This window comes from Mucilaginibacter pallidiroseus, assembly GCF_007846085.1.
Lineage (GTDB): Bacteria > Bacteroidota > Bacteroidia > Sphingobacteriales > Sphingobacteriaceae > Mucilaginibacter > Mucilaginibacter pallidiroseus.
Window position 1 is genome coordinate 509,956 of sequence record NZ_VOEJ01000002.1, and the last position, 24,507, is coordinate 534,462.

Annotated in this window: 19 protein-coding genes; 3 read left to right on the forward strand and 16 right to left on the reverse strand. The window is 45.5% G+C overall.

The window, feature by feature from the left end:
• Nucleotides 1-336 precede the first annotated feature (336 nt).
• From infB to FPZ43_RS06740, 5 genes are all read right to left on the reverse strand, one after another.
• Nucleotides 337-3,282 (reverse strand): translation initiation factor IF-2, encoded by a 2,946-nt coding sequence (gene infB, locus FPZ43_RS06720; RefSeq protein ID WP_146381081.1) that lies wholly within the window; start codon nt 3,280-3,282, stop codon nt 337-339.
• 60 nt (nt 3,283-3,342) lie between these two features.
• Nucleotides 3,343-4,578 (reverse strand): transcription termination factor NusA, encoded by a 1,236-nt coding sequence (nusA, locus tag FPZ43_RS06725; protein ID WP_146381082.1) that lies wholly within the window; start codon nt 4,576-4,578, stop codon nt 3,343-3,345.
• A gap of 4 nt (nt 4,579-4,582) precedes the next feature.
• Entirely contained in the window at nt 4,583-5,047 is a 465-nt protein-coding gene (gene rimP / locus FPZ43_RS06730) for a ribosome assembly cofactor RimP (RefSeq protein ID WP_146381083.1), read from the reverse strand.
• A gap of 105 nt (nt 5,048-5,152) precedes the next feature.
• A complete protein-coding gene (locus tag FPZ43_RS06735) occupies nt 5,153-5,572 on the reverse strand; it encodes a hypothetical protein (protein WP_146381084.1) in 420 nt (139 codons plus the stop codon).
• Complete coding sequence (locus FPZ43_RS06740; protein ID WP_146381085.1) at nt 5,569-6,063, reverse strand: Lrp/AsnC family transcriptional regulator; 495 nt, start codon at nt 6,061-6,063, stop codon at nt 5,569-5,571. Before FPZ43_RS06740 ends, FPZ43_RS06735 begins: the two co-directional genes overlap by 4 nt.
• 82 nt (nt 6,064-6,145) lie before the next feature.
• Here FPZ43_RS06740 and FPZ43_RS06745 point away from each other — a divergent pair, with 82 nt between their 5' ends.
• The gene (locus tag FPZ43_RS06745) at nt 6,146-7,051 is read left to right on the forward strand and encodes a DMT family transporter (protein ID WP_146381086.1); all 906 of its coding nucleotides are present in this window, start codon (nt 6,146-6,148) and stop codon (nt 7,049-7,051) included.
• A gap of 52 nt (nt 7,052-7,103) precedes the next feature.
• Here the strand turns inward: FPZ43_RS06745 and FPZ43_RS06750 are convergent, their stop codons facing one another.
• Nucleotides 7,104-9,476, reverse strand: a complete 2,373-nt coding sequence (locus FPZ43_RS06750; protein ID WP_146381087.1) for a S9 family peptidase — start codon at nt 9,474-9,476, stop codon at nt 7,104-7,106.
• Between the two features lie 79 nt (nt 9,477-9,555).
• On the opposite strand from FPZ43_RS06750, the gene FPZ43_RS06755 reads away from it, so the two are divergent.
• A complete protein-coding gene (locus tag FPZ43_RS06755; protein ID WP_146381088.1) occupies nt 9,556-10,092 on the forward strand; it encodes a GNAT family N-acetyltransferase in 537 nt (178 codons plus the stop codon).
• Here FPZ43_RS06755 and FPZ43_RS06760 read toward each other — a convergent pair.
• From FPZ43_RS06760 to FPZ43_RS06800, 9 genes are all read right to left on the reverse strand, one after another.
• Nucleotides 10,086-10,709, reverse strand: coding sequence for a thiamine phosphate synthase (locus FPZ43_RS06760; protein WP_146381089.1), 624 nt, complete (start codon nt 10,707-10,709; stop codon nt 10,086-10,088). The two genes, FPZ43_RS06755 and FPZ43_RS06760, sit on opposite strands and share 7 nt — an antisense overlap.
• Before the next feature lie 85 nt (nt 10,710-10,794).
• Nucleotides 10,795-12,453, reverse strand: coding sequence for an alkaline phosphatase PafA (gene pafA / locus FPZ43_RS06765; RefSeq protein WP_146381090.1), 1,659 nt, complete (start codon nt 12,451-12,453; stop codon nt 10,795-10,797).
• 127 nt (nt 12,454-12,580) lie between these two features.
• Nucleotides 12,581-13,804, reverse strand: coding sequence for an SGNH/GDSL hydrolase family protein (locus FPZ43_RS06770; protein WP_146381091.1), 1,224 nt, complete (start codon nt 13,802-13,804; stop codon nt 12,581-12,583).
• A 145-nt stretch (nt 13,805-13,949) separates the two neighbouring features.
• Nucleotides 13,950-15,044, reverse strand: coding sequence for an acyl-CoA dehydrogenase family protein (locus FPZ43_RS06775; protein ID WP_146381092.1), 1,095 nt, complete (start codon nt 15,042-15,044; stop codon nt 13,950-13,952).
• Nucleotides 15,044-15,661, reverse strand: a complete 618-nt coding sequence (pnuC, locus tag FPZ43_RS06780) for a nicotinamide riboside transporter PnuC (RefSeq protein ID WP_146381093.1) — start codon at nt 15,659-15,661, stop codon at nt 15,044-15,046. Before pnuC ends, FPZ43_RS06775 begins: the two co-directional genes overlap by 1 nt.
• 6 nt (nt 15,662-15,667) lie before the next feature.
• Nucleotides 15,668-18,112, reverse strand: a complete 2,445-nt coding sequence (locus FPZ43_RS06785) for a TonB-dependent receptor (protein ID WP_261381003.1) — start codon at nt 18,110-18,112, stop codon at nt 15,668-15,670.
• A gap of 368 nt (nt 18,113-18,480) precedes the next feature.
• Nucleotides 18,481-19,086 carry a gliding motility lipoprotein GldD gene (gene gldD / locus FPZ43_RS06790; RefSeq protein ID WP_261381004.1) on the reverse strand — a complete coding sequence of 202 codons (606 nt, stop codon included), beginning with the start codon at nt 19,084-19,086 and terminating at the stop codon, nt 18,481-18,483.
• Nucleotides 19,068-19,859 (reverse strand): shikimate dehydrogenase family protein, encoded by a 792-nt coding sequence (locus tag FPZ43_RS06795; RefSeq protein ID WP_146381094.1) that lies wholly within the window; start codon nt 19,857-19,859, stop codon nt 19,068-19,070. The genes gldD and FPZ43_RS06795 overlap by 19 nt, the downstream gene beginning before the upstream one ends.
• A 180-nt stretch (nt 19,860-20,039) precedes the next feature.
• A complete protein-coding gene (locus tag FPZ43_RS06800; RefSeq protein ID WP_222430943.1) occupies nt 20,040-20,687 on the reverse strand; it encodes a class I SAM-dependent methyltransferase in 648 nt (215 codons plus the stop codon).
• 168 nt (nt 20,688-20,855) lie between these two features.
• On the opposite strand from FPZ43_RS06800, the gene FPZ43_RS06805 reads away from it, so the two are divergent.
• Nucleotides 20,856-22,061 carry a glycosyltransferase gene (locus tag FPZ43_RS06805; RefSeq protein ID WP_146381095.1) on the forward strand — a complete coding sequence of 402 codons (1,206 nt, stop codon included), beginning with the start codon at nt 20,856-20,858 and terminating at the stop codon, nt 22,059-22,061.
• A 32-nt stretch (nt 22,062-22,093) separates the two neighbouring features.
• Here FPZ43_RS06805 and FPZ43_RS06810 read toward each other — a convergent pair whose 3' ends face one another.
• Complete coding sequence (locus FPZ43_RS06810) at nt 22,094-24,361, reverse strand: Tex family protein (RefSeq protein WP_146381096.1); 2,268 nt, start codon at nt 24,359-24,361, stop codon at nt 22,094-22,096.
• Nucleotides 24,362-24,507 lie beyond the last annotated feature (146 nt).

Below are 24,507 nucleotides of genomic sequence, written 5' to 3' on the forward strand. Positions count from 1 at the left end.
GCCGGGGTTTTTTATTTAAAATTGGCAAAGTTAATCCTTATAGTACATGAAGTAAATCGATAAAACCTATCTAAAGCGCTCAATTGGAAACGGTCATGCCGAAGTATTTCGGCATCTCACAGATAGGTAACGATATTACAGGAAGTCACTTTACGAAACTCACAAATTATGTGTTCGGCTGCGTTTGACTTATGTTGCTCTCTATCTTGCTAATGAGATGCTGATATAAATCCAACATGACCATGAAAGCCTGAATACATGTGATAGTATTAAAGTCTCCACAAACAAAAAGGACGGCTAATTAGCCGTCCTTTAATATTATAGCATAAGTAAGTATTAAGCTAACTTACGTTTAACTTCAACGTTTTCGTAAGCTTCAACAATGTCACCTACTTCGATGTTGTTGTAGTTGGCTATATTCAACCCACACTCGTAACCCTGGTTAACCTCTTTCACGTCATCTTTAAAGCGTTTCAGTGAAGCAAGTTCGCCGGTATGAATCACAACACCATCACGGATGATGCGGATCTTGCTGTTGCGGTTAATTTTACCATCAAGTACCATACAGCCAGCAATAGTACCCACCTTGCTAATCTTGAATGTTTCACGTATCTCCACGTTGGCAACAATCTTCTCTTCAAAGGTTGGTGCAAGCATACCTTCCATCGCCGCTTTTATCTCGTTGATCGCATCGTAAATGATCGAGTAAAGCCTGATATCAATCTGCTCTGCTTCGGCCAGTTTACGGGCACCACCTGAAGGGCGTACCTGGAAACCGATGATGATCGCATCAGATGCAGAAGCCAGCAATACGTCCGACTCGGAGATCTGACCAACAGCTTTTGATATGATATTAACCTGTATCTGCTCGGTTGAAAGTTTAAGTAATGAATCGGACAATGCCTCGATTGAACCATCCACGTCACCTTTAACAATAATGTTAAGCTCCTTAAAGTTACCAACTGCCAAACGGCGGCCAATTTCATCAAGTGTGATGTGTTTCTGGGTACGTAAGCCTTGCTCGCGCTGTAACTGTAAACGTTTGTTTGCAATTTCGCGTGCTTCCGGTTCGGTATCAAGCGCGTTAAACTTATCGCCCGCGGTTGGTGCACCCTGCATACCCAACACCTGTACCGGTGTTGACGGGCCTGCCGATTCAACTCTTTGTCCGCGTTCGTTTGTTAATGCTTTAACACGGCCGCTATAGCAACCTGCTAATATCGCATCACCCACTTTAAGGCGGCCTGCCTGTACCAATATGGTAGTAACAATACCACGGCCCTTATCTAAAGCAGCCTCAATAACGGTACCTACAGCACGTTTGTTAGGATTAGCTTTAAGTTCGAGCAACTCGGCCTCAAGCAATACTTTCTCTAACAACAGGTCAACATTCAGGCCGCTTTTGGCTGATATTTCCTGTGTTTGATATTTACCGCCCCATTCCTCAACCAATATGTTCATGGCAGACAACTGCTCACGCACCTTATCGGCATTGGCGCCCGGTTTGTCCATTTTATTGAATGCAAATATGATTGGGGCACCTGCAGCCTGCGCGTGGTTTATGGCCTCGCGAGTTTGCGGCATCACGCTATCGTCTGCAGCAATAACAATGATAACAATATCTGTTACCTGTGCACCCCTTGCACGCATAGCAGTAAACGCTTCGTGACCCGGTGTATCCAGGAAGGTAATTTTACCCTTGTTCTCTGGCAATGTTACTTCATAAGCACCGATGTGCTGGGTTATACCACCAGCTTCGCCGCCTATTACATTTGTTTTGCGTATAAAATCCAGCAATGATGTTTTACCGTGGTCAACGTGGCCCATAATGGTCACGATAGGTGCACGTGGTATCAGGTCTGCAGGATCATCAGGCTGATCAAGGTTGGCCTCTTCATCCTGTGGCTTAACAAACTCTACCTGGAAACCAAACTCATCAGCAACAATGCTTAAAGTTTCGGCATCCAACCGCTGGTTGATGGATACGAACATGCCCAGGCTCATACATGTAGAGATAATCTGCGTAACAGATACATCCATCATGAGCGCAAGTTCATTCGCGGTCACAAACTCGGTTACCTTAAGTACCCTTGATTGTGCATCCTGCTCCATTGCCAATTCTTCGGCACTTGCTGCAACGTCATCACGTTTTTGACGACGGAATTTTGCACGTTGCGCAAATTTGCCAGACTTACCTGCACCGCTTAAGCGTGCAAGTGTAGCCTTTATCTGGTCTTGTATATCTTTTTCTGAAGGCTCTTCTTTAGGGCCTGTGCTTGGCGGTGCGTTGCGGTTGTTCCTGAAATCCGGACGGCCACCACCACCCTGCGGTGCAGGCGGACGGTTCCTGAAATCCGGACGGTTTGGATTGATGGTGCCGCTTGGCGGTTGCTGTTGTGGGCTACCACCTTCCTTGCGCTTGCGTTTACGCTTATGGTCGGCATTGTTACCGGCATTATTTGATGAAGACGCCACCGGACCACGTTTTTGCGGATCAACAGGCAGTTGTATCTTACCAATAATTTTAGGGCCGGATAAACGCTCGGCATTTGCACGTATAACCTCATCATCAGCAGCCGGGGTATTCTCTGGCGCTGCTGGTGTAGCCGCAGGCGTTGATGTTGCAGCAACAGGCTCTGCCGGGGCAGGCGTTGAAGCTACTGGCTCCGCTTTAGGTGCTTCAACCGGTTTTGCAGGCTCGGCAACGGGCTTTGGTGTTTCGGCAACCGGTGCAGCAGGAGCTGGCTCCGGTGCTTTAGGTGCCTCGGCAACAGGCTCGGGCTTTGGTGCCTCAACGGGAGCTGGCGCAGCAGCCGGTTTTGCCGGCTCGGCAGGCTTTTCGGCTGCCGGGTTTTTGCCCAGGTTGTTAAGGTCAATCTTTCCTACCACTTTTACACCAGGTAGCGCATCACTGCGGTCGTCAGTTTTTGGCTGTGCAGGCTCGGCAGGTTTAGGTGCCGGGTTGCTGTATCCGGTGTTCTTGATCAGGATCTCTTCGTTCTCAAAGTCCTTTGAACGCCTGTTCTCTACAGGTTTTTCAGGAGTTTGGCCCGCTTCGTCTTTTCTGATCTTTCCGATACTGATCTGCTTGGCTTCCTCCTTAATAATCTTGTCGACAGCAAATTCCTTTAACAAGGCTGTGTACATGTCATTATCCAGCTTCGCCATTGGTTGCTTTTCAACTTTGTAACCTTTAGACGCGAGGAAATCGACAATGGTACCCATACCAATGTTCAATTCTTTTACCGCTTTAATTAATTTTATGGATTTGTCTTCTGACATTTAATAAGTTTTCTCCGCTAATTATCGCAAAAATACGATTTTTTATTTGTGTTGTGTTGTTTATTCAAACTCTGCTTGCAGAATTGACAGCACTTCTTTCACTGTTTCTTCTTCAAGGTCGGTACGCTTAACCAATTCACCAACGCTTAGTGCCAATACCGACTTCGCAGTATCTAAACCAACGCGTTTGAATTCGTCAATTATCCAGCCGTCAATCTCATCAGAGAATTCTTCGATGTCCACATCCTCATCATGCTCATCTGCTTCACGGTAAACATCAATTTCATAACCTGTCAATTTACCTGCCAGTTTAATGTTGTGACCACCACGACCGATAGCTAATGATACCTGATCGGGCTTTAAATATACCGCTGCCGTTTTTTTCTCGTCATCTAATTTAATAGATGTGATTTTAGCAGGCGATAATGCACGCTGAATGTATAGCTGAATGTTGTTTGTGTAGTTAATAACGTCGATATTCTCGTTTTTCAACTCACGCACAATACCATGAATACGTGATCCTTTCATACCTACGCAGGCACCAACCGGATCGATACGGTCATCATAAGATTCTACTGCAACTTTTGCACGCTCGCCCGGTTCACGAACAATTTTTTTGATGGTTATTAAACCGTCAAAAATCTCCGGAACCTCAAGCTCGAACAAACGCTGTAAAAACTCAGGAGCAGTACGCGAGATGATGATCTTAGGGTTGCTGTTCATCATATCAACCTTGCTAACCACCGCCCTTACGCTGTCGCCTTTTTTAAAGTAGTCGGCAGGTATTTGCTCGGTTTTAGGTAACAAAAGCTCATTGCCTTCATCATCAAGCACCAAAGTTTCTTTTTTCCAAACCTGGTAAACCTCGCCGGTAACAATCTCGCCAACGCGGTCTTTGTATTTTTTAAAGATCTCGTCTTTTTCCAGTTCAAGGATTTTTGATACTAGTGTTTGGCGTGCAGCCAGTATAGCACGGCGGCCAAAGCTCTCTAGAGTGATCTGCTCGATAAAGTCGTCACCAACTTCTAAATCCGGGTCAACTATGTGGGCCTCGGCAAGTTCAATTTCCAGGTCATCGTCTTCAGAGAAACCGTCTTCCATAACGGTACGTGTGCGCCAAATCTCCAAATCCCCGTTATCGGTGTTCACAATAACGTCGCAATTCTCATCAGTACCGTATTTCTTCCTGATCATGCTTCTGAAAACATCTTCCAGAACGCTCATCATGGTTGGGCGGTCAATGTTCTTAAAGTCCTTAAACTCCTGAAAAGAATCAATTAAATTAATATTGCTCATTTCTTTACTTGAATGATATTAAAACTTTTGTTTCTGCTATTTTATCTGTAGGTATAACGGCTTCAGCAATTTCGGCCTTTTTACCTTTTTGTTTTATAGTTTCTTCAATGGTGATGGAGTCGTCGCCGGCTAGTAACAGTTTGCCTTCGCGCTTTGTTCCGTCGTCCATCTTAATAGATAAAGTACGGCCAATGTTTTTGGTGTACTGCCTTGGTAAAGTAAGCGGCGTATCAATGCCCGGTGATGACACCTCTAAATTATAAGGCGTATCAATCAAGTTTTCTTCTTCCAGATGGAAACCCACATGGCGGCTTACGGCTACACAATCTGCAATACCTATCCCGTTATCTCCGTCAACAAGCACTATCAGCTTGCCGTTGCTATGCATAGTTGCGCTTACCAAAAACAGGTTAGGCATATCTGCAATCTTCTCGTTTACCAGTTCTGTAACTCTCTTTTCAATATTCATTACCGTTGCGATAATTTGATTGATAAAATAAAAGAGGGGGCAATTGCCCCCTCTTTTTCTCGATTATGATGCAAATATAGTTAAATAAATTAATTTTTCAAATGCTTATTGCTTAAAAATCAAATCGGTAAATGGTATTTGCCCTGCCTTTAACCGCCCGGTTACCAAATCGGCAAGGCGGCTATCCTGGTTATACCGGTATGCTCGTACAAAATAAACAGTGCCTATTACAAAAGGTGTATCAGGCTTAAATATAAGCACATTGTTTTTTACAGTGTACCGGCCCGGCTGCACAGGCTGCAGGCTTTTAAGCGTGGTGTCGGGAGGCATTTTGTAAACAGGCACAAGGCTTTGCCAAACCGCTTGCGATGAATCGCGGGCCATATCTGCAAGTATCTCATTATCGATACCGCTGATCTGCAAATGCTGTTTCTGATTTACGAGACTTATTGTGATAGCAGGCTGGTTTACACTGGTTGTGCAACCGGCAAACGCAAATAATATAAGCACTATATATTTCTTCATTTATTATTGACGGCTTTTACCACGGCATCCGGCATAGGCAAAGTAAGCCCGCTTTTAACGATATCCATACAGATGGATGATTTGAACCTTTGTATACCCGGATTATTAAAGAACAACTGGTGAGTAAGCGTTTCGTACTCTTTCATGGTATGTACAACAACAACCAGCATAAAGTCGGCCTCGCCCGTAACATAATAGCATTGCTGAACCTGCGGTGTTTGCCTAAACTTAAGCTTGGTTTTATTAACCAGTTCCACTTTATCGGTTTCCATTTCCACCTGCACAATTATTGTTATCAGGGGTCCTAAAAGCTCGGGATTTAACAAGGCCATATCGGCGCTGATCATGCCAAGCTCGCGCATACGCACTATGCGGCGCTGCACAGCCGGTGCCGATAGGCCAATAGCGTTACCTATATCGCGCTGCGAGGTGAGGTTATTTTTCTGTAATACTTCTAAAATGCGGTAATCTAACGTATCAAAGGCTTCCATCAAGCCCAATGTACGCAATAAACTTGCGCAATTGGGTCTAAAACGAGCAATAAATGCACAGTAAGCAATTTATTTTTGCGCCATGGCAACAAAGATCAATACAAGAGGTATAACAATGGCGCTTATAGCGGCTACGTTATGGGGCGTATCGGGCACATGCGGGCAATTTTTATTTCAACAACGTAACATAAGTGTGGAGTGGCTTATGTCGGTACGGATGCTTGGCGCTGGCGGCATTTTGCTTATTGCGGCTATTATAAAGCGTGATAAGGACGTATTAAACGTATGGACCGAAAGACAATACCGCAATAAACTACTTGGCTTTGGCATATTGGGGATGCTTACGGTACAATACACCTATTTTGCTGCCATAAAATATTCTAATGCGGCTACTGCAACCATCCTGCAGTTTTCGGCTCCGGTTATTATTGCTGTTTATCTTGCCTTAAGGCATAAGCAGCGCCTGGTGCTTCAGGAATACCTGGCCATATCGCTGGCGGTACTGGGCACCTTGCTATTGGTTACGCATGGCAACCTGCATTCGCTTAACCTTTCGCCGCTTGCATTTTTTTTTGGTATGGCATCAGCAATTAGCCTGGCTATTTATACGCTTTTACCGGTTACTTTGCTTAAAAAATACAGTGCCATGAGCGTTATAGGCTGGGGATTGTTTATTGGCGGTTTGGCCATATCACTTGTAAGGGCACCCTGGCATATTGATGGCATTTGCGATAACTACACCTATGGCTGCGTGGCCTTTGTGGTGATATTTGGCACCCTCATCCCTTTTTATTTGTATCTGAAAGCTGTACATCTTATTGGCGGGCAAAAGGCCAGTCTATTGACATCGGCCGAGCCGCTTTCGGCAACCTTTGTATCAGTTGTTTTACTTGGAATTTCATTTCAACTGATGGATTGGCTGGGCGCTTTGCTCATCATTGCCACGGTGTTTATCCTTTCGTTTAAAAAAGTTACCGCCGAAGCTTAATCCAGTACTTATAAACTAAAAAGGCTGCAATTGATGTTGCAGCCTTTTTTTGTTATTTGGTTTTGAGCGTTTCTTCAAACAGCTTAAATATGCGTTTGTACTCATCTGTCCAGCTGCTTGGCTGCACAAAGCCATGATCCTCTACCGGGTATGATGCAAGTTCCCAGTTCTCCTTATGCAGCTCGATAAGTTTTTGACTTAAGCGTACAATATCCTGATAGTTTACATTCTCGTCTACCATGCCATGCAGCATCAGCAGGCGGCCCTTTAACCCTTGGGCAAAGTAAATCGGCGAGCTTTGGCGATACGCCTTTTCATCGGTGTAAGGCTCGTTAAGTATGTTTGATGTATACCCGTGGTTATAGTGTGCCCAATCGGTAACTGAACGCAGTGCCGCACCCGATGCAAAAACATCCGGCTGGGTAAACAGCGCCATAAGGGTCATGAAACCACCATACGAGCCGCCATACATCCCTATGTGCTTTGGGTTAACACCATATTTGTCAACCAACAGTTTTGCACCGTCAACCTGGTCGTTAAGGTCGGCACGACCCATGTGGCGATAGATACCGGTACGGATATCGCGGCCATAGCCCGAGCTGGCAGTATAATCGATATCCATTACGGTGTAGCCATTATCAACCAGCATATTGTTGAACATATACTCGCGGAAATAACTGCTCCACCAGTAGTGCACATTTTGCAGGTAACCTGCACCATGTACAAATATTACAGCAGGCTTCGCTGGATCGGGATTTTTTGGCTGGTAAACGCGGGCATAAATATCCTTGCCGCTTCGGTTTTTAAAGCTGATCACCTCCGGTTCGCGCCATGCGTATGAGTTAAACTCGGCAGTGGTCGATGTAGTAACCTTAGTTGCCTTAGCTCCTGGCGTATTGGTCTGCAAATAAAGTTCCCATGGCTTATTGGAATACGAATAGCGTATAGCCAGCCATTTCTCGTCGGGCGACAGATCTATCTCGTTGCCGCCTTTCATCGAGGTAAGCTTTACGGGCGCACCACCGCTTGCCGGGATACGGTAAAAGTGGGTAATGCCCGGGTGCTCCATATTGGCGGTAAAGTAAAAAGACCTTTTATCATTAGACAAACGCAAAGTCTGCACTTCCCATTTGCCAGACGTTAGCTGTTTTTTATTGCCGTTGGTTACATCAACCAGATACAGGTGCGAATAGCCGCTGGCCTCGCTCTGGAAATAAAAGTGTGTTTTATCTGTCCAACCCAGGCTACCTGCAGAAAATGAGCTTGTGCCAGGGCCGCCAATCCAAGCCTCGTCGCGCTGACGGTCAAGCAATGACAGTTTACCGGTTACAGGGTTAAGTTTCATGATCCACCTATCCTTGTTGTCCTGCGATTCGGCTATTACCACGGCCTGGCTGCCGTCTTCGTTCCAAAATGTAGCGCTTATATCCACAGGGCGATCGGCGTTGGCTTTTTTAAGAGCAGCTTCCTGCTTAGGGTAATCCTTTACATAGTCGGGCAAGTCTTTTATACCCGGAATTTCCTTTGTACTGATGGCGTAAACGGTATCGCGCTGCTGATCGAAAATATAACTTACCGATGTGGTTTGCGGCGCGCCAACCTTTGTGCGATTTTGGATATCCTCGGTGAACCCCGTAGCTGTAACATAGTTTGGCACGATGCCATTTTTTGCACCATCGGCCGGCTGTGTTAAACGGTAAGTAATGTAACGGCCATCGGGGCTTAACTGAACAAGGTTTAAACGCTTATCGCCATAAGCAATCTCCTTTAATTTTGGTGGCTGCGTTTCGGCTCGTTCAATCGAATCGAGCCTGCTGTTCTTTTGCCTTACTTTAATAATATCGAACAGTTCCAGTTGTTGCCTTCTCAACCAGCGTTCCTGCTCATTACCGCCATTGTTGCCGCTGCGCTTGCTACTTGCCGTTTTTACAAAGTTTGTTAACTGGGTAACTTGGCCCTTGGCTAAGTTTATGATGTAAAGGTTATTATCGAGCGTGTAAACAACGCTGCTTTCATCGCCGGTAAAGGTTGGGCTGCTTTCGCGGGCAGTGGTATTGGTTAACTGCACCTGTTTGTTGCCCGTTATATCGGTCAAAAATATGTCGCCATTATTTTCATACACCTTTAACGTGCGTTTTTTGTTCCACTTGCCGTTTTCCGGAACTGTCGTTTTACGCGCTGCGGCTGTTAGCTTTTGAGGCTTTAAGTTAGCGGTGGTGATAAAAAATTCTTCGTCGCGCTCGGCCTTGTCGGGGTTCCAGTCAAAATATATCTTTTTGCTATCGTCGCTCCAATGAATGTTTGATGGCGATACGCCCATCCACTTCGGGTCGCGCATTATTTTTTCGACGGTTAAAGTGCCCAGTTGCTGCGCCGATGCACCGGCAGCTATCAATAGTAAAAGTGGGGTAAACAATTTCTTCATATAAATCAATCAGAGGCTTAATGCCTGCAATTTAGCAGTTTAAATAATATTACTATTTTTAACATTTGGATTGTTACAAATGGAAATAAAAGGCGATGGGTTCACACTGCGCAAATGGCGAAATGATGATGCTGCAGCATTACAAAAAGAAGCTGACAACCCCAAGATAGCGGCTAACCTGTATGACCGGTTTCCATCCCCATATACGCTGGCAGACGCCGAATTTTTCATCAACCTAAAAATTAACGATGAACCTGTAACCTCTTTCGTGATCGATGTTAACGGGCAGTTTGCAGGTACAATAGGACTGGAGTTGAGGGATGATGTTTTTACCCATACCCCACTGGTTGGCTATTGGTTAGGCGAAACGTTTTGGGGCAAGGGTATTATGCCAAAAGCTTTGCAATTATTTACTGCTTATACTTTTAATAGGTTTGATATAATTGCCCTGCAGGCAGGTGTATTTAGCAGTAACCCGGCCTCAATGCGTGTTTTGGAAAAAGCGGGCTACGCTAAGCAAGGAGTACTAAAAGGAGTTGTTTTTAAAAAAGGACAAGTAATAGACGAGCACTTATACGTGATGGACAAGCCAACTTGGGCATTAATCAATCAATAAATTTTCCTGTAAATTTCTTTGATCATCCCGCCGGGATCTTGCGACAGATTTACTGTACCTGACACCGCAATGCCATACACACCTGTTTTGAGTAGCGGCTCCACATCGGCTAATTGTATGCCACCTACGGCGATAACCGGGATATTAATCGGCAAGCGTTCCAGTTCCCAGTAGCCATTGTAACCAAGCAACGGTTTATTGTTCGGCCGCGTGTCCGTATGGGCAAACGGGCCATAACCTACGTAATCCACTATGCCGGCATCTTGCAGGCGTTGCAGTGTATCTAAGTTATAGGCTGAAGCCCCCAGCGTTTTATCGTCGCCTATCGCTTCACGGATGGCGGCGAAATCAGCATCAAGGTCCTCGATATGCACTCCTTGTGCGTCGACATCACCCAATAAATGATAATGGTTTGCCAATATCAGTGTTGCGCCCCAATCGTCGCAAATGGCAGCTATCTCGTTTATTTCGGCTAAAAGCGCCTCATCGCTTTTGGTCATACAGCGGTATTGTATCCAATTTGCTCCGGCTTCGCAAGCAATGCGGCCCTGCTCAATATGGCTGCGGTAAGGTAAATCTTGCGTGAGGTAGTGAAATTTTGAGATGTACTTTTTCATTTGACGACAGATAAATGGTGCTTAATAAAAAGCCCTCTCTGCAAAAGTGCAGAAAGGGCTTTAATTATCATTTGCTGTGGGCTTATTATTTTATCACTTCGCTTATTGCGGTGCCGATGTTGCCGCTTGGTGCCTGTATATGCAACAGAGCAGATATAGTTGGTGCAATATCCGTCATGTACGTTTCGCGTGCCAGTGCGCCATGTTTAATACCCCAGCCCATAAATACCAATGGAATGTGTGCATCATACGGGTTCCAGGTGCCATGGGTAGTACCCGTTTTACCGTGTCCGCCATAGTAGCCCGGCTTTAAAATGATTTGCACGGTACCGCTGCGCTGTGGGTTATAACCGTTTTGGATCCGCACGCGTAAAGCTTCGGGCAGGGTTGATACCTCGGTACGCTGCATATCCACTGCATAAGCAATTTCGGGCAGCGACTTTAAATATTCGATACAATCATACTTAAGGGCATCCTCGCTGATCTTGTTATTTACAATAGCAGCATTGTTGAAGTTTACCTGGTAGTTGTCGAGGCTCAGCACAAGGTTTTTAACTTTATACTTGTCGGCCAGCATGGTGTTCAACTTGCTTTGCGCTGCACCGCCGTCCCATAAACCGCCAGGCAGGTTATGCTCGGTCATGAAGGTGGCATTGTGCGCCGCACCATGATCTGCACTTAAAAACACGGTGTAGTTGCCTTTGCCTAATTTCCCATCAAGGTAAGTGAAGAAAGCGGCCAGGTCCTTATCCAAACGCAGGTAAGTATCTTCGGACTCAACCGAATTAGGACCAAACTGGTGACCCACATAATCTGTAGAGGAAAGGCTTACAGCCAAAAAGTCGGTAACTACGTTTTTACCTAGGTTTTCGCCTTCAATAGCTGCTTTTGCCAAATCGAGCGTCATAGAATTACCGTAAGGGGTAGAGCGGATCATACCCGCGCGGCCTTTATAAAGCTCAGATGTCTTAATGGGAAAAGTAGGCGCATCGGTACCTGCAAACTTGCCTTCAAAGTTGGGGCTGTTATCGGGTGCGCTTTGCACATAGGTATTTATTGGATATAGTGTGTTCCAATCAAGCTTTAAATATTTTTCGGCTGGCTTTTGAGCGTTAAAGTTTTGCACCCAGGCCGGCAGTTGTTTCATATAATATGTACTGCTTATCCAGGCGCCGTTTGCATCATCAAACCAATAAGCTGCATCGGCAACGTGGCCGGCAGGCAGAATACCGCCCCTGTCTTTCAATGCTATACCAATAACTTTCGAGCGGAAGTTAGTAGCAAGTTTCAACTCATCGGTAACAGTGCTTGCCTGCAAATTACGCGGCGACATTTTGCCCGCCCTTGATGTACTGCCTACTGCAACTACGGTGCTATCATCAGTACAATACATTGATTTACCTGTAGCCTGTACTATGAAATCATTACCCGCAATACCATGTATGGCCGGCACCGAACCTGTATAAATACTTGAGTGGCCAATTGCTGTTACAGTTGGTATGTATGGTATCAACGTGTTCTCGCAGGTAAAACCCTCGTTAAGCATACGCTTAAAACCACCGGCCTGGTAACGGTCATAATAGCGGTAAAGATAATCCCAGCGCATTTGGTCAACCACTAAGCCAACAACCAGTTTTGGCCTTGGAAGTGCTGCAGATGGGGTTGCAGTTGTTTTCTTTATTTGGGCGGATGAACTTAATGCAGCGCCGGCAAAGGCTAAAGCGAGTAGTAATCTGTTCTTCATTTTATTTGTACAGGGGGAACAATAATAACGGCAAATATCACAAATGCATTTAAAATGCAATGTGATATTTCTGTTATGTTATCTTTCACGTAAGGCTAACTGAAAGCTGGATAACCCCTGTGCCCACCTACTTTGTAAGCATATTATACATGGCATCGGATATCATTTGTGAGCCAACCTGCCCAGGGTGTGTCCTGTCTGTATCTATTATTCCACCAGTAACCTGTGCCTGGCTAAAGGGGCCAAATACCTTCGCATAGTTTATAAAAGCTGTATTGTTAGCTACTGCAACCTGATAAAGTGCGTTGCCATAATCTGCCGTTTTGTATTTCTGGGGATGCTCCTTTTCATACATCGTTTCTGGCGGAGCCATTATTAAGATATCACAGTTTGGCGTTATCTCGCGCAACTTGTTAATGATATTCTGCACATCCACTTTCATATCAGCAGGGCTTACGTTCTGCATAATCTCATTGGTGCCAAACATAATCGTTGCCAGTTCGGGGTTAATTATTTGGGTAGACGTTTTCCACAAATCGTTCTGAGCAAAATCATGAGCTGTGGCGCCCGCTGCGCCTACCTTGTCCATTGCCAGTGCATTAACAGACCTTTTTGAATGCACCCCACAAAATATTTCGCCGGCAGCAAGCGGTTCAATGTCAAGGCTTGACATAGCCAGGCCGGTCACATCCACGTCAACCGATCCTATCTCCTGCGTTGGGCTTGTCATGCTCACGGTTGTCCAGGCACCGCCATTTAAACGATAGCGGAAGTTTCCTGCATTGGCATGCTTTTCGAAAATAATAGTTAACGTATTCAAGTTTACTTTACCCTGGACATTTATAGTGGCGTTGGCAGCCGTGTTTTTTACATAGCCGCAAGGGCCATAAGTGTTTTCTCTTTGTGCTGCCCATTTCAAAGGATCGTAAGTGAACGAAAGTTCGTCCTCGTCCATTGATCCGTCTATAGAGTACAAACCCGTAGGGTCATATCGGCCAAAGCTGCAATAGCCAGGGCCGCCATCGGCAAAGCCGGCAGTAAGTAGCTTAACACGTAGTCGCCATGTATAATAGTTACCCTGGGTATAGGAGTCGCCTAACATTAAAAAGTCAAACCGCGAATCGGTTGCGGTTTTCCAGGTGGTCCAGCGCTTCAGATTTCCGGCACCATAAGTTGCTGGGATATCTGCCGGGGTTTCAGGTGTAACAACGGGCGGCATTACCGGAGTTTCTGGTGTTACCGGGGCGTTTTTTGAGCAGCTCAACGCTACCAAAGATACCGCGAGCAAAAAAAGTCTTCCGCCATGTTGGGTAAGGCGTTTCACAAAATTGTGGGTTAGGTTAATATTCATACCTTGAAGATAGGCCTACCACATTTACTAAAGATTAACTGCGATACAAAAAACGCATCCTGCCACAAAATTGTTACAATCAAAGCTTTAAGGATTAGCTTACAGCTATTTATGCAGATGCCGGGTTAAGACAAGGTGCCCATAATCACAGTAAAAACGTAAGCAAAGCATGCTGACTGGCGGTATGCAAATCCCGCCAAACCCTGTTAATCTCTGTGTCCGGCGATGCTGCCAACAAGCCGCAATACGGATAAAGTTCATCTACACATTCGCGGGCTATTTTTGCAAGTACGCGGCTTGTACTGCTTACGGCTTTTAAATACACTTCGTTACCCGGCTGGTTCCACGACGCCTCCACAGCATCAAAAAAAGCAATACGGCTTTGATTTAATAATGCTGATGCCGATGCTAAAGCTTCATCCATAACAGCTACGTTTGCTTCGTTTACACGCCTCAGGTTGGTGGCTTTATATTTAAATGCGGGGCCGCACAGGTCAATAAAGTGCATTGCCATACCGGCAATGTTGGCGGCTAAAGTAGCTTCGGCCAGTTGTAAAAAGGGGTAGGTGTAAAGTTGCTCGTTTATTACAGCGGCGCTTGCATCAATATTAAAACAGCGGTTTTTATTAACGCGCAAATTGTCAACCTTGTAAGCATCACTCCCCGTGGCTATCATGCCTATATATTTCCAACCCGCAAGCAACTCCACATCTTCGGCATCAAGTACGAAAGGCCTAATCAGCGGGGTGCCGTCGTCATTCAATATAGGCTTATCGTCATCAATAATGTGGCAACTTACGGTTATGTAAGTGGCGTGATGCACGCCGCTGGCATACTTCCAACTTCCGTTAATTATGTAATTTTCGCCCTCTATTGTAGCGGTACCCGTTGGTGCGCCGCTGCCGGCTATGCAAGCCTGTTTATCTGCATAAATAAGTTTGGCAATTTCCGGATCAAAAAAGCCGCCAAACCACCCTGCACCGCAGCATAGGGTTACCACCCACCCCAAGCTGCCATCGGCCCATGCCAATGCTTCCTCGGTTTGTACCAATTGAGGTAAAGGCATTTGCAAACCATCGTAAGCAGCGGGTGCAAGCAGGTTAAACCACTGCTGCTCATAAACCAGTTCCAATTGCTCAGGGCTCAACTTACCCAACTGCTCGGCCTGCGGGGCGTGCTCCCTTATAATGTCAACCCAACGTGGCTGTAGTAAAGTTGATGGATGCTGTATTTCGTTCATTAGGCTGGGAGTTGTGTGCTTTGCTTTTTAATGATCTTGCGCCAATCGAAATAGCCAAAAATGGCAACTATAAACAGGAACACGGTAAGCAGCATAAACAGTACAAGGTGTTTATGGTAAAGTAACGGAACCGCAAACAGGTTGCTTACGTTCAGCAATATCCAGTTCTCGATCTTTCGCCTTGCCAGCAGCCACATACCCGCCCACGCGGTTGATGATACCCATGCATCCCACACTGGCACGGTAGAGGTAGTGTAATTAATTAGTAACAGGTAAAGTATGCCCCAACCCAAAAACACGATGAGTAAGGTGATTACCCACTCGCGTCGGTTAGCGTATGACACCTGTACAGGCGGCTCGTTGCGCTTTTGCACCCAATAATACCAGCCGTAAATACTCATTACAATGTAATATCCACTTAGCAAACACTCAGCAAACAGGCCACTCACCCAAAACAGGTAAATGGATATGGCAGTAGCGGCTATACCGCTTGGGTATAGCCACACCTTATTAGCACGTGCAAGCAGCACCTCGGCAACACCAAGTATTACCGACAGCCACTCCAGCAACGAAACGTTGCGCACCTGCTGTAAAAAAAGTTCTGTCCAGTGCTGCATTAGCTTTTAAAAGCTAAGGTTAACAGATGCCAGGAAATTGCGCGTTGCCTGCGGGAAAAAGTAGTTGTAATTGGAAACCATGCCGCCGCTTATGCCGGGGTAGGTTGCACCATTTGCCTCATACTCCTTACTGAAAATGTTATTGACCAGTAAACCAATACCAATGTTTTTAACCGCCCTGGTGCTGAAGTTATAACGCAGCCTTACATCGCTCACAAAATAACCGCTAAGCTGCCTGTTCATAATATACTTATTGCTTGCAGCCACCGGGAAACCCTCGGGGTTGGTGTTTGATGTGTTATCAAGATACTGGCTGCTAATGTATTTGCTGATAAAAGCAATTTCTCCGCCTTTAACCGGGCTGTAGCTGATCTCGCTCGAGCCGATGAAAGATGGCGAATAAGCGATATCTGTTTTAGGCAAAAACAATAACACCTGCGAGTTATCATCATAATTGGTAAAAAACTGGCTGTAATTTTTGATTTTATTGGTGCTGATGGTGGCTGTTGCACCCCAGCTTAATTGCCTTGCAAGTTTTACACGGCCGTCTAACTCGATACCTGCACGGTAACTTTTATCTACGTTACGGCGGGTTGCCGAACCAACATCATTTAATGCACCTGTAAGTATCAGCTGGTTTTTATACAACATGTAAAACAGGTTGATGCCTCCTTTAAACACATCGCTGCTGGTACGGTAGCCTAATTCAAAATCTTTCAAATTCTCAGGCTTTGGCCTGCTTTGCGGTGTCGAGTTGGTGTAGTCGTCGCGGTTAGGTTCGTGATTGCCCACGGCAAAAGATGCATAAACGTTGTTATGCGCATCGAACTCATACGTTATACCTGCCTTTGGGTTGAAAAAGTTTAGCGTGGCATTTTGCTGCACATTATTCAGGTTCCGGTCAAAACCAAGGAACGAATAATAAATGCGGCGGTACTGCATATCTGCAAACAGGGTAGCGTTACCAACTTTTAATTCGCCGCGCGTAAAAATATTGAAGTCGTTTTTGTTGGCATCATCACGGTAGTATTCATAATTGGGGCCAATGCCCGCACTTTCCCTGGTGTAAATAACATTGCCAAAGTGTGCACCACTATATCTGTTATACGCACCACCCAGGGTTAAATTAAGGTTGCTTGTTGGCAGGTATTTTAAAGCGTATGTAACACCGTAAAAATCATTATCCAACCAACGCCGGCGAGCCAAATCTGTAGCCAAAATGGTTTCGCCATTATATGTAACCGGTGTAATGCCATACCTGTTTAGGGAGTCGGCAATCCTGAACTCTTCATAATAGCCTTTACCCTTGGTATAATGCAATGCTCCGCTAAAAGTTAGCTTGTCCGACAGCTTTTGATCGTACAGTAACTGGTAGTGGTTTTGCTGATAGTTATCAACCTGATCTTTATAGTATGTACCATCGGCCATTAAGCCAAGTTCGTTATAGGTACGTCGGTTAGGTATGCTGTTGTCGCTGATAATGTAATCAGGTATACCGTTCCAGGCTTGGTAGGTGCGCTCTTTACCGGCAAAGACATTTGCCCGCAAAGTGCTGCTTTTACCGTAGTAGGCGGCACTTACAAAAAACGACTGCAAGTTTGATGATGCACGATCGATATAACCGTCGGACCGGATGCGAGACAGCCTGCCATCTACGCTAAACTTGCCGCCTAATAAGCCCGAGCCAATACTTACCGTATTCTTTACAGTACCGTAAGAGCCAAAGGTATTGTTGATATCAGCATAGCCGGTATCGCGGCGGGTAGCTGTTTGCACATTGATGCTACCGCCAAATGCACCTGCTCCGTTGGTTGATGTACCTACACCGCGTTGCACCTGGATATTGTTTACTGAAGATGTAAAATCGGGCAGGTTTACAAAGAAAGAGCCCTGGCTTTCGGCATCATTAAGCGGGATGCCATTCACGGTAACGTTTACGCGTGTGCCATCGCTGCCGCGGATACGGATACCAGTGTAGCCTATGCCCGTACCAGCATCAGAGCTCACTACAACCGACGGCGTTTGGTTAAGCATGTAAGGTAAATCCTGGCCAAAATTGGTTTTCTCCAGGTCTTTTTTGCTGATGTTGGTAAATGCCGTAGGCGAGTTTTTGCCCGCACGTGTAGCCGTAACGGTAACCTGCTCGGCGCTAAAGGTAGCGCTGCCTAAGCTGAAGTTTACCGTTTGGCTACCATTAAGCCTGATTGTTTTTGTGGTGGTTTGGTAGCCTACAAAACTGGCTGTTAATGTGTAAGCACCAGCTTTAAGATTATTGAATTGATAGTTACCGCCGCCGTTTGTTTGTGTGTTTAAGGCAGGGTTACTAAGGCTGATGGTTGCACCGGGCAAAGCCTCGCCTTCCGGATTAGTGATTTTTCCTGAGATAGTGAATTGGGCCGATGCCAAAACAGGCAGCAGCAGGGCGAAGAGCGCCGCAAATAAATTTTTCAAAATTTGTTGAACAAAAATGAGTTAAACCATCTGCTCGCCGGGATAAAACGGCAGTACACTTAACTTGTTACCTCTCCCTACGCCGGCATTACCCGGATCAGGTGCATGTTTTTTGGAGTTGAGAGCTTAAAGCTTAAAGCCAAAGCCCCGACGGACTTTTGACTTTTCACTTTTAACTTTTGACTTTACAAAACAATGGGTTTGATCTCAGCCTGTCTTTCAGTTTGGTAAAATAACCTGCAGATTATTTGATTACACCAAAGCAAGGCACCCCTTGAGAATTATACGGCAAAGATAGTTTTTGAAATGGTAAATGCAAGCGGCGTGTTTGCTTGCGGTGTAATTAACTTGAGTAGAGCTTTAAAACCCTACTTCCACTTAAAGCTTTTGATCATCACATCCACATCTTTTTTGATGAAGGTAAGCACCGGTTGTATCGAATCCAGCCTGGGCTCGGAATTAAAATACAACGCGCCGCGCAGGTAGTGTTTGGTGCTGTCGGTAAGGAAGAATTGTGCCGATGATGCTGCGTTGCCATCAATAGTATAATAAATACCGTAAATATTACGCTCCGGATAGCGGATGATGCCCTGGTCTATCCAGTTAGCTTTTACGGTGTGCTTAAAGCTGAGTTTATGAGCGTCCTCAACCAATTGGTTAAATTCCTTTTTTGAGGTAACCGGCTGATAGCTTAGGTGTAGGGTAGCGTTAAATTGCTTGTATTGCATATTTAACCAGCATGGTTTAGCCTTAGGGTTGCGGTCGGGCTCAATGGCTGCATATTTAGGATAATCAAACGTGAAGGGGCAGCCCGTGCTATTGTATGTTTGATATGCTTTATCCGGAAAATTTATACGAAAAAAGCCACGCGGCTTGGGTGCATAATCTGCACTGCCGCCACAGGCGCTCAGCATTAATACAGCCGCCACCATTGCAACAAAAATGCTTGCAGGTGTTAATCTTCGTTTGTCCATATCTCCCAGGCTTTTTCTGCCTGCAATACTAACATTTCATATCCGTTTTTTGTAGCAGCATTACGATCCATTCCGTTTTGCAGGAATTTTGTAACCGGCGGGTTATACACCAGGTCGAAAAGCAGGTGTTTACTTCCTACAGCATCGTACGGAATAGGCGGGGCCTCATCAACATTTGGATAGGTGCCTATAGGCGTGGTGTTGATGATTAGCTTATACTCGGCTACCATATCGTCGGTAACGTCACTAAATAAAATGTTTCCTTCAACCGGTTTACGTGTTACCGTTTTGTAGCTGATGCTTTTGTTATCGAGCACGCATTTAACCGCTTTGGCTGCGCCCCCGTCACCAAGAATCAAGGCCTTCTCATGCGCGCTCGTGAGTAAAGGCGTTAATGATCCGTTAAAACCATGAATATCGGTATTGTACCCTTCCAGCCTGAAATCATGCCCATTTATACCCACCTCTCCTGAAAAGGCAGCCGATACCGGGCTTTCGCTGTATACCTTTATACAATTTACCGCCCCGGCTGTTTTGGCATCATGTTCTATCCAGTCGAGATGTTTCATCACCTGTTCTTTATAAGGGATGGTAACATTGAGCCCGCAGAGGCCGCCAACTTTATGCAGCAACGGGCGCAGTTCGTCAAGGCTTTCTATTGGGTAAAGCTCGTAAACAGCATCTGTAATACGCTGCTTTGCAAACTTTTCGGTAAAGTACTTTTTGGAGAAGGAATGGCCCAGCGGATAGCCGATTAACCCGTAATTTTTCATGCCTATATCAGATATAATAGTACTACAGCAGCAAATTAAAAACAGTTTTAATGCAGCGGTAATATTACCAACAAAGCAGCACGATTTATAATTTATTTACACCGTGCAAAGTTTTCTTATGAATTACGCTAAACAAAAAATGACCGCCAGGGGCAGTCATTTGATATCGATACTAATTAATTATTTAATGCACTCAAACTTTACCACCAGCTGCCAGCGTTTTGGGTTTTCAACCAATTTAAACATTGGGTCGGGCGAGTCATTAAACTCGCAGCGGCGAATATTGGTAAAACCAGCTTCGCGCAGTTCTTTCTCTGTCGATTCCCAATCCCACAGCCAAAGGTGCTCCAGGTAGCCAAAAAGGTGTTTGGTAACGGCCATAAAATTACGAGGACGTACTTCTACACCCATCATCATGCGTTTAATTAAACGTATGGACGCATCCGGGTCGTGCTTTTCGTCCTTATCACTAATGTAATCGCGCACAAGCGTTTCCAGGTCGGGCATAATGATCCTGAATACACCGCCCGGTTTTAACATTTTGTACGTGTTGCGCAGGGCTATCCTAAAATCTGTTAATGACATATGCTCCAGTACGTGCGAGCAATAAGCGCCATCGGCACTATTATCTTTTATACCCGGCAAACCTTTGGTTATATCGCCGTAGCGCACGTTTTTGTCAAACACCTGGCCGAGGCTTTTCTTAAGTATAGTTCCTAAAATTGGAGTTTTTTGTATAACCAGTGTAGGCGATACATCAAAGTTTGCCCACTCGGCAGGTGCGGTTTGGCCGCAGCCGTAGTGCACGTACAGTTTATTTTCAGACATGGTTTTAGAGGCTGTTAATCAATAGTTAAAGCATTTGTGGCTTAACGTTTTAAAGATAACCGTTTCATGTTAACAATACCGGCTTTTGTTTAAAAAACATTATTCTGGGTGGTTTTAGGACCTGTTTGTACCTTTTAAATTGTTAGTTTAGCAATCAAAAACATCACAATGCTCAACCATCGCAATATTTTATGCATCAGCGGGACCGAGTGGCACGGCAATTACATAAAAGCGGTGGTAGAGCTGATGAAGGTGTTATCAATAAACAACAAAATACTGTTTGTTGAAAATCCTTACACCTATAAGGATGCCATTGCCGGAGTAGATGGTAAAAACAAGTTAGATTTTAAGCAGGTATTGGGCTTTAAGCCGCGGATAACCACTTTTGATGCCGGTAATGGTGGCACGGTTAACATACTCACGCCGCCGCTTACCTTCCCGGTCAGCTTTTTGCCAACGGGCGGCTTGTTTAATGCATTGTTAAACTACAATGGCTGGCTTGTTAGGCGCAGCATACGCAAAGCTTTGATTAAGCTCGGCATGGATAAAGAGCTGATCAATTTTGTATCGTTTAACCCAAGCATGGGCGTACAAACGGCGCACCGGTTTAACGAGCAAACCTTGATATACCACTGCTACGATGAAATTAAAGGCGCACACCCCTGGTTAAGTAAGCATGGCATCGGTCTCGAAAAAACTTTGATGCATATGGTTGATGCGGTTATAGTAACATCCAACGGTTTGTATGAAAGTAAAAAGAATGAGTGCAAACGCTGCTACATTGTTAAAAATGCCGTAAAAGCAGACCTCTTTATACAGGGATTTAGTGATAATATAAATAAAGGCAAGAAGGTTGTGGGCTATGTTGGCAGCGTAGATAACCGTTTGGATTACGACCTGCTGCACCATTTATTTACGAGCATGCCCGACACCGAATTTATATTTGTAGGACGCATAATTGAGCCCGAATATGGTGAACGACTAAAGCCCTACCCTAATGTAAAGTTAGAAGGCGCCAAACAGCCCGAGGAGTTGCCGGCGTATCTAAAGCGTTTTTCGGCAGGGATTATTCCGTTTATTACGGATGATTTTACCCGTGGCATTTACCCCATGAAAATAAATGAGTATTTAGCTGCCGGCTTGCCTGTAGTGAGCACCGACTTTAGCGACCTTACCGATTTTGAAGGCAACATACAAGTGGCCTCAAGCAATACACAATTCCTTGCTCATTTAATAGCAGAAATTGATACCGATACTTCCTCCAAACGCCACGCCCGCCTTCAACTTGCGCAAGGAAACACCTGGGAAAAACGGGCCGATGAACTATCAGCCGTGATTGAGCAGGTAGAACGGGAAATTAAAACGGCGGTGTAATTTATATAGCCCGCCATTTTAATAGCATCTTATTAGTTAAACTTACCCTTTAAAGCAGCCAGCTTGATAGCCATATCTGTTTCGGGCTCCTGCTTTGCAGCGCGCTGATTGTTGGGCTTAAATGTCGGCTTATTATTTTCTCGCGGCTTTTGCTGGGCTGCCGGTTCAAGCTTTTCATTATCCCTCATACTTAAAGCAATGCGCTTGCGGTTAACATCTACCTCGGTAACAGTAACTTCAACCTTTTGATGCACCTTTAGCACTTCGTTAGCGTCCTTTATAAAACGGTTGGCTATCTGGCTGAGGTGCACCAACCCATCCTGGTGTACGCCAATATCAACAAAGGCACCAAAGTTGGTTATGTTAGTTACAATGCCAGGCAACTTCATTCCTACCTTTAAATCGCTAATGGCATTTACACCGTCGGTAAAGCTAAAGGCTTCAAACTGCTCACGCGGGTCGCGCCCGGGTTTAGCAAGCTCTGCCATAATATCATTTAACGTTGGCAAACCTACCGTGTCCGATACATATTTTTGCAGCGGTATTGATTTACGCAGCTTATCGTCTTTCATCAAATCGGTAACAGTGCAGTTACTATCCTTAGCCATTTGCTCTACAAGTGCGTATCGTTCTGGGTGGACTGCACTACTGTCTAACGGGTTTTGCGCGCCTTGAATGCGCAGGAAACCTGCCGCCTGCTCGTATGCCTTATCACCAAGGCGGGCCACCTTTTTAAGCTGATCACGGCGTTTAAAGGCACCGTTTGCGTTTCGGTAATCAACAATGTTTTGCGCCAGCTGCGGCCCAAGGCCCGATACATAGGCCAGTATTTGTTTAGATGCGGTATTCAGTTCCACCCCAACGGCGTTTACGCAACTAATAACGGTATCATCTAATGAGGTCTGCAGTTTATTTTGATCTACATCGTGCTGGTATTGGCCCACACCTATTGATTTAGGGTCAATCTTCACCAACTCGGCTAATGGGTCCATCAAACGGCGACCGATAGATACGGCTCCGCGAACGGTAACATCCTTATCGGGAAATTCCTCACGCGCTACTTCCGAAGCCGAGTAGATGGATGCACCACTCTCGCTAACCATTACAATCACAGCATTTGGCAGGTTAAGATTGCGTACAAATACTTCTGTTTCGCGGCCGGCGGTACCGTTGCCAATAGCTATTGCCTCAATATTGTAGTGCTCAAACAAGTAATTAACGGTCTTTTCAGCCTCGCGCGCCTGGCCTGCACCTGTGTGCGGGAATATGGCAGTGTACTCTAAAAGCTGTCCCTGCTCATCAAGGCAAACCACCTTACAGCCTGTACGGAAACCCGGGTCAATAGCCATGATACGCTTTTGGCCAAGCGGTGCGCCTAACAATAATTGCCTTGCATTTTCGGCAAAAACCCGAATGGCTTCCTCGTCGGCTTGCTTTTTTGTAAATAAGCGAATTTCCGTTTCCATTGATGGCTTAAGCAAGCGTTTGTAACCATCAGTTATGGCTTGCTTTATTTGCGCAGATGCTGCGTTGTTAGCTGTAATAAACTCGCTTTCCAGCAAGGCAATGGCATCCTCGTCGGCCGGTTTAATATCCAGCCAGAGTATCTCTTCTTTTTCGCCGCGGCGCATGGCCAGCACCCGGTGCGATGGTGCAGTTTTTACCGGCTCGGTCCAGTCAAAATAATCTTTATACTTAATCCCGGCTTCTTCTTTACCCGGCACAACTTTCGATTCAAATAATCCTTTCTCTGTAAACAACTGGCGCATGCGCGCGCGGGTTTCGGCATGTTCGCTAATGTGCTCCGCAATAATATCGCGTGCACCGGCTAAGGCCTCGTCGGCAGTATTAACGCCTTTCTCAGCATTTATATATTTTTCGGCTTCCAAACCAACATCCAGTTTGTTTTGGGCAAGCAATGCATCAGCCAAGGGCTGCAAGCCTTTCTCACGTGCGGCAGTAGCGCGGGTTTTACGCTTAGGGCGATAGGGCAGATAGATATCTTCTAACTGCACCATTGTTTCGGCATCCTTCACCTGTTTCTCCAACTCTGCCGATAATTTACCCATATCTGCCAGCGATTTCAGGATGGCTTCGCGGCGTTTGTCTAATTCGCGCAGTTGCAAAACACGGTCGCGTATCGCTGCTACCTGCACCTCATCTAGGCTGCCGGTTAGTTCCTTACGGTATCTTGATATAAACGGCACGGTAGCCCCTTCATCTAACATGGCTATGGTTGCGGCTACCTGTTTACACCCCACACCAAGCTCCTGCGCTATTTTTATATTATATAGTTCCATTATTGTATTAGGATTACACCGATATCATACGATTACACCGATAAATCGGTAGCGCGAAATTGGTGGTATTTGGGGAGAAATCAAAGAAAGGATAAAATTTGAAAGCTTGTCATTGCGAAGAGCATAGCGATGAAGCAATCGCCTCG

Coding starts and splice junctions, on each gene's coding strand:
- FPZ43_RS06800 (WP_222430943.1), bottom strand. CDS start 20,687: ATGTCTGAAAATAAACTGTACGTGCACTACGGCTGCGGCCAAACCGCA.
- infB (WP_146381081.1), bottom strand. CDS start 3,282: ATGTCAGAAGACAAATCCATAAAATTAATTAAAGCGGTAAAAGAATTG.
- FPZ43_RS06770 (WP_146381091.1), bottom strand. CDS start 13,804: ATGAATATTAACCTAACCCACAATTTTGTGAAACGCCTTACCCAACAT.
- FPZ43_RS06740 (WP_146381085.1), bottom strand. CDS start 6,063: ATGGAAGCCTTTGATACGTTAGATTACCGCATTTTAGAAGTATTACAG.
- pafA (WP_146381090.1), bottom strand. CDS start 12,453: ATGAAGAACAGATTACTACTCGCTTTAGCCTTTGCCGGCGCTGCATTA.
- FPZ43_RS06805 (WP_146381095.1), top strand. CDS start 20,856: ATGCTCAACCATCGCAATATTTTATGCATCAGCGGGACCGAGTGGCAC.
- FPZ43_RS06750 (WP_146381087.1), bottom strand. CDS start 9,476: ATGAAGAAATTGTTTACCCCACTTTTACTATTGATAGCTGCCGGTGCA.
- FPZ43_RS06755 (WP_146381088.1), top strand. CDS start 9,556: ATGGAAATAAAAGGCGATGGGTTCACACTGCGCAAATGGCGAAATGAT.
- rimP (WP_146381083.1), bottom strand. CDS start 5,047: ATGAATATTGAAAAGAGAGTTACAGAACTGGTAAACGAGAAGATTGCA.
- FPZ43_RS06745 (WP_146381086.1), top strand. CDS start 6,146: ATGGCAACAAAGATCAATACAAGAGGTATAACAATGGCGCTTATAGCG.
- FPZ43_RS06775 (WP_146381092.1), bottom strand. CDS start 15,044: ATGAACGAAATACAGCATCCATCAACTTTACTACAGCCACGTTGGGTT.
- FPZ43_RS06760 (WP_146381089.1), bottom strand. CDS start 10,709: ATGAAAAAGTACATCTCAAAATTTCACTACCTCACGCAAGATTTACCT.
- FPZ43_RS06810 (WP_146381096.1), bottom strand. CDS start 24,361: ATGGAACTATATAATATAAAAATAGCGCAGGAGCTTGGTGTGGGGTGT.
- gldD (WP_261381004.1), bottom strand. CDS start 19,086: ATGGACAAACGAAGATTAACACCTGCAAGCATTTTTGTTGCAATGGTG.
- FPZ43_RS06735 (WP_146381084.1), bottom strand. CDS start 5,572: ATGAAGAAATATATAGTGCTTATATTATTTGCGTTTGCCGGTTGCACA.
- nusA (WP_146381082.1), bottom strand. CDS start 4,578: ATGAGCAATATTAATTTAATTGATTCTTTTCAGGAGTTTAAGGACTTT.
- pnuC (WP_146381093.1), bottom strand. CDS start 15,661: ATGCAGCACTGGACAGAACTTTTTTTACAGCAGGTGCGCAACGTTTCG.
- FPZ43_RS06795 (WP_146381094.1), bottom strand. CDS start 19,859: ATGAAAAATTACGGGTTAATCGGCTATCCGCTGGGCCATTCCTTCTCC.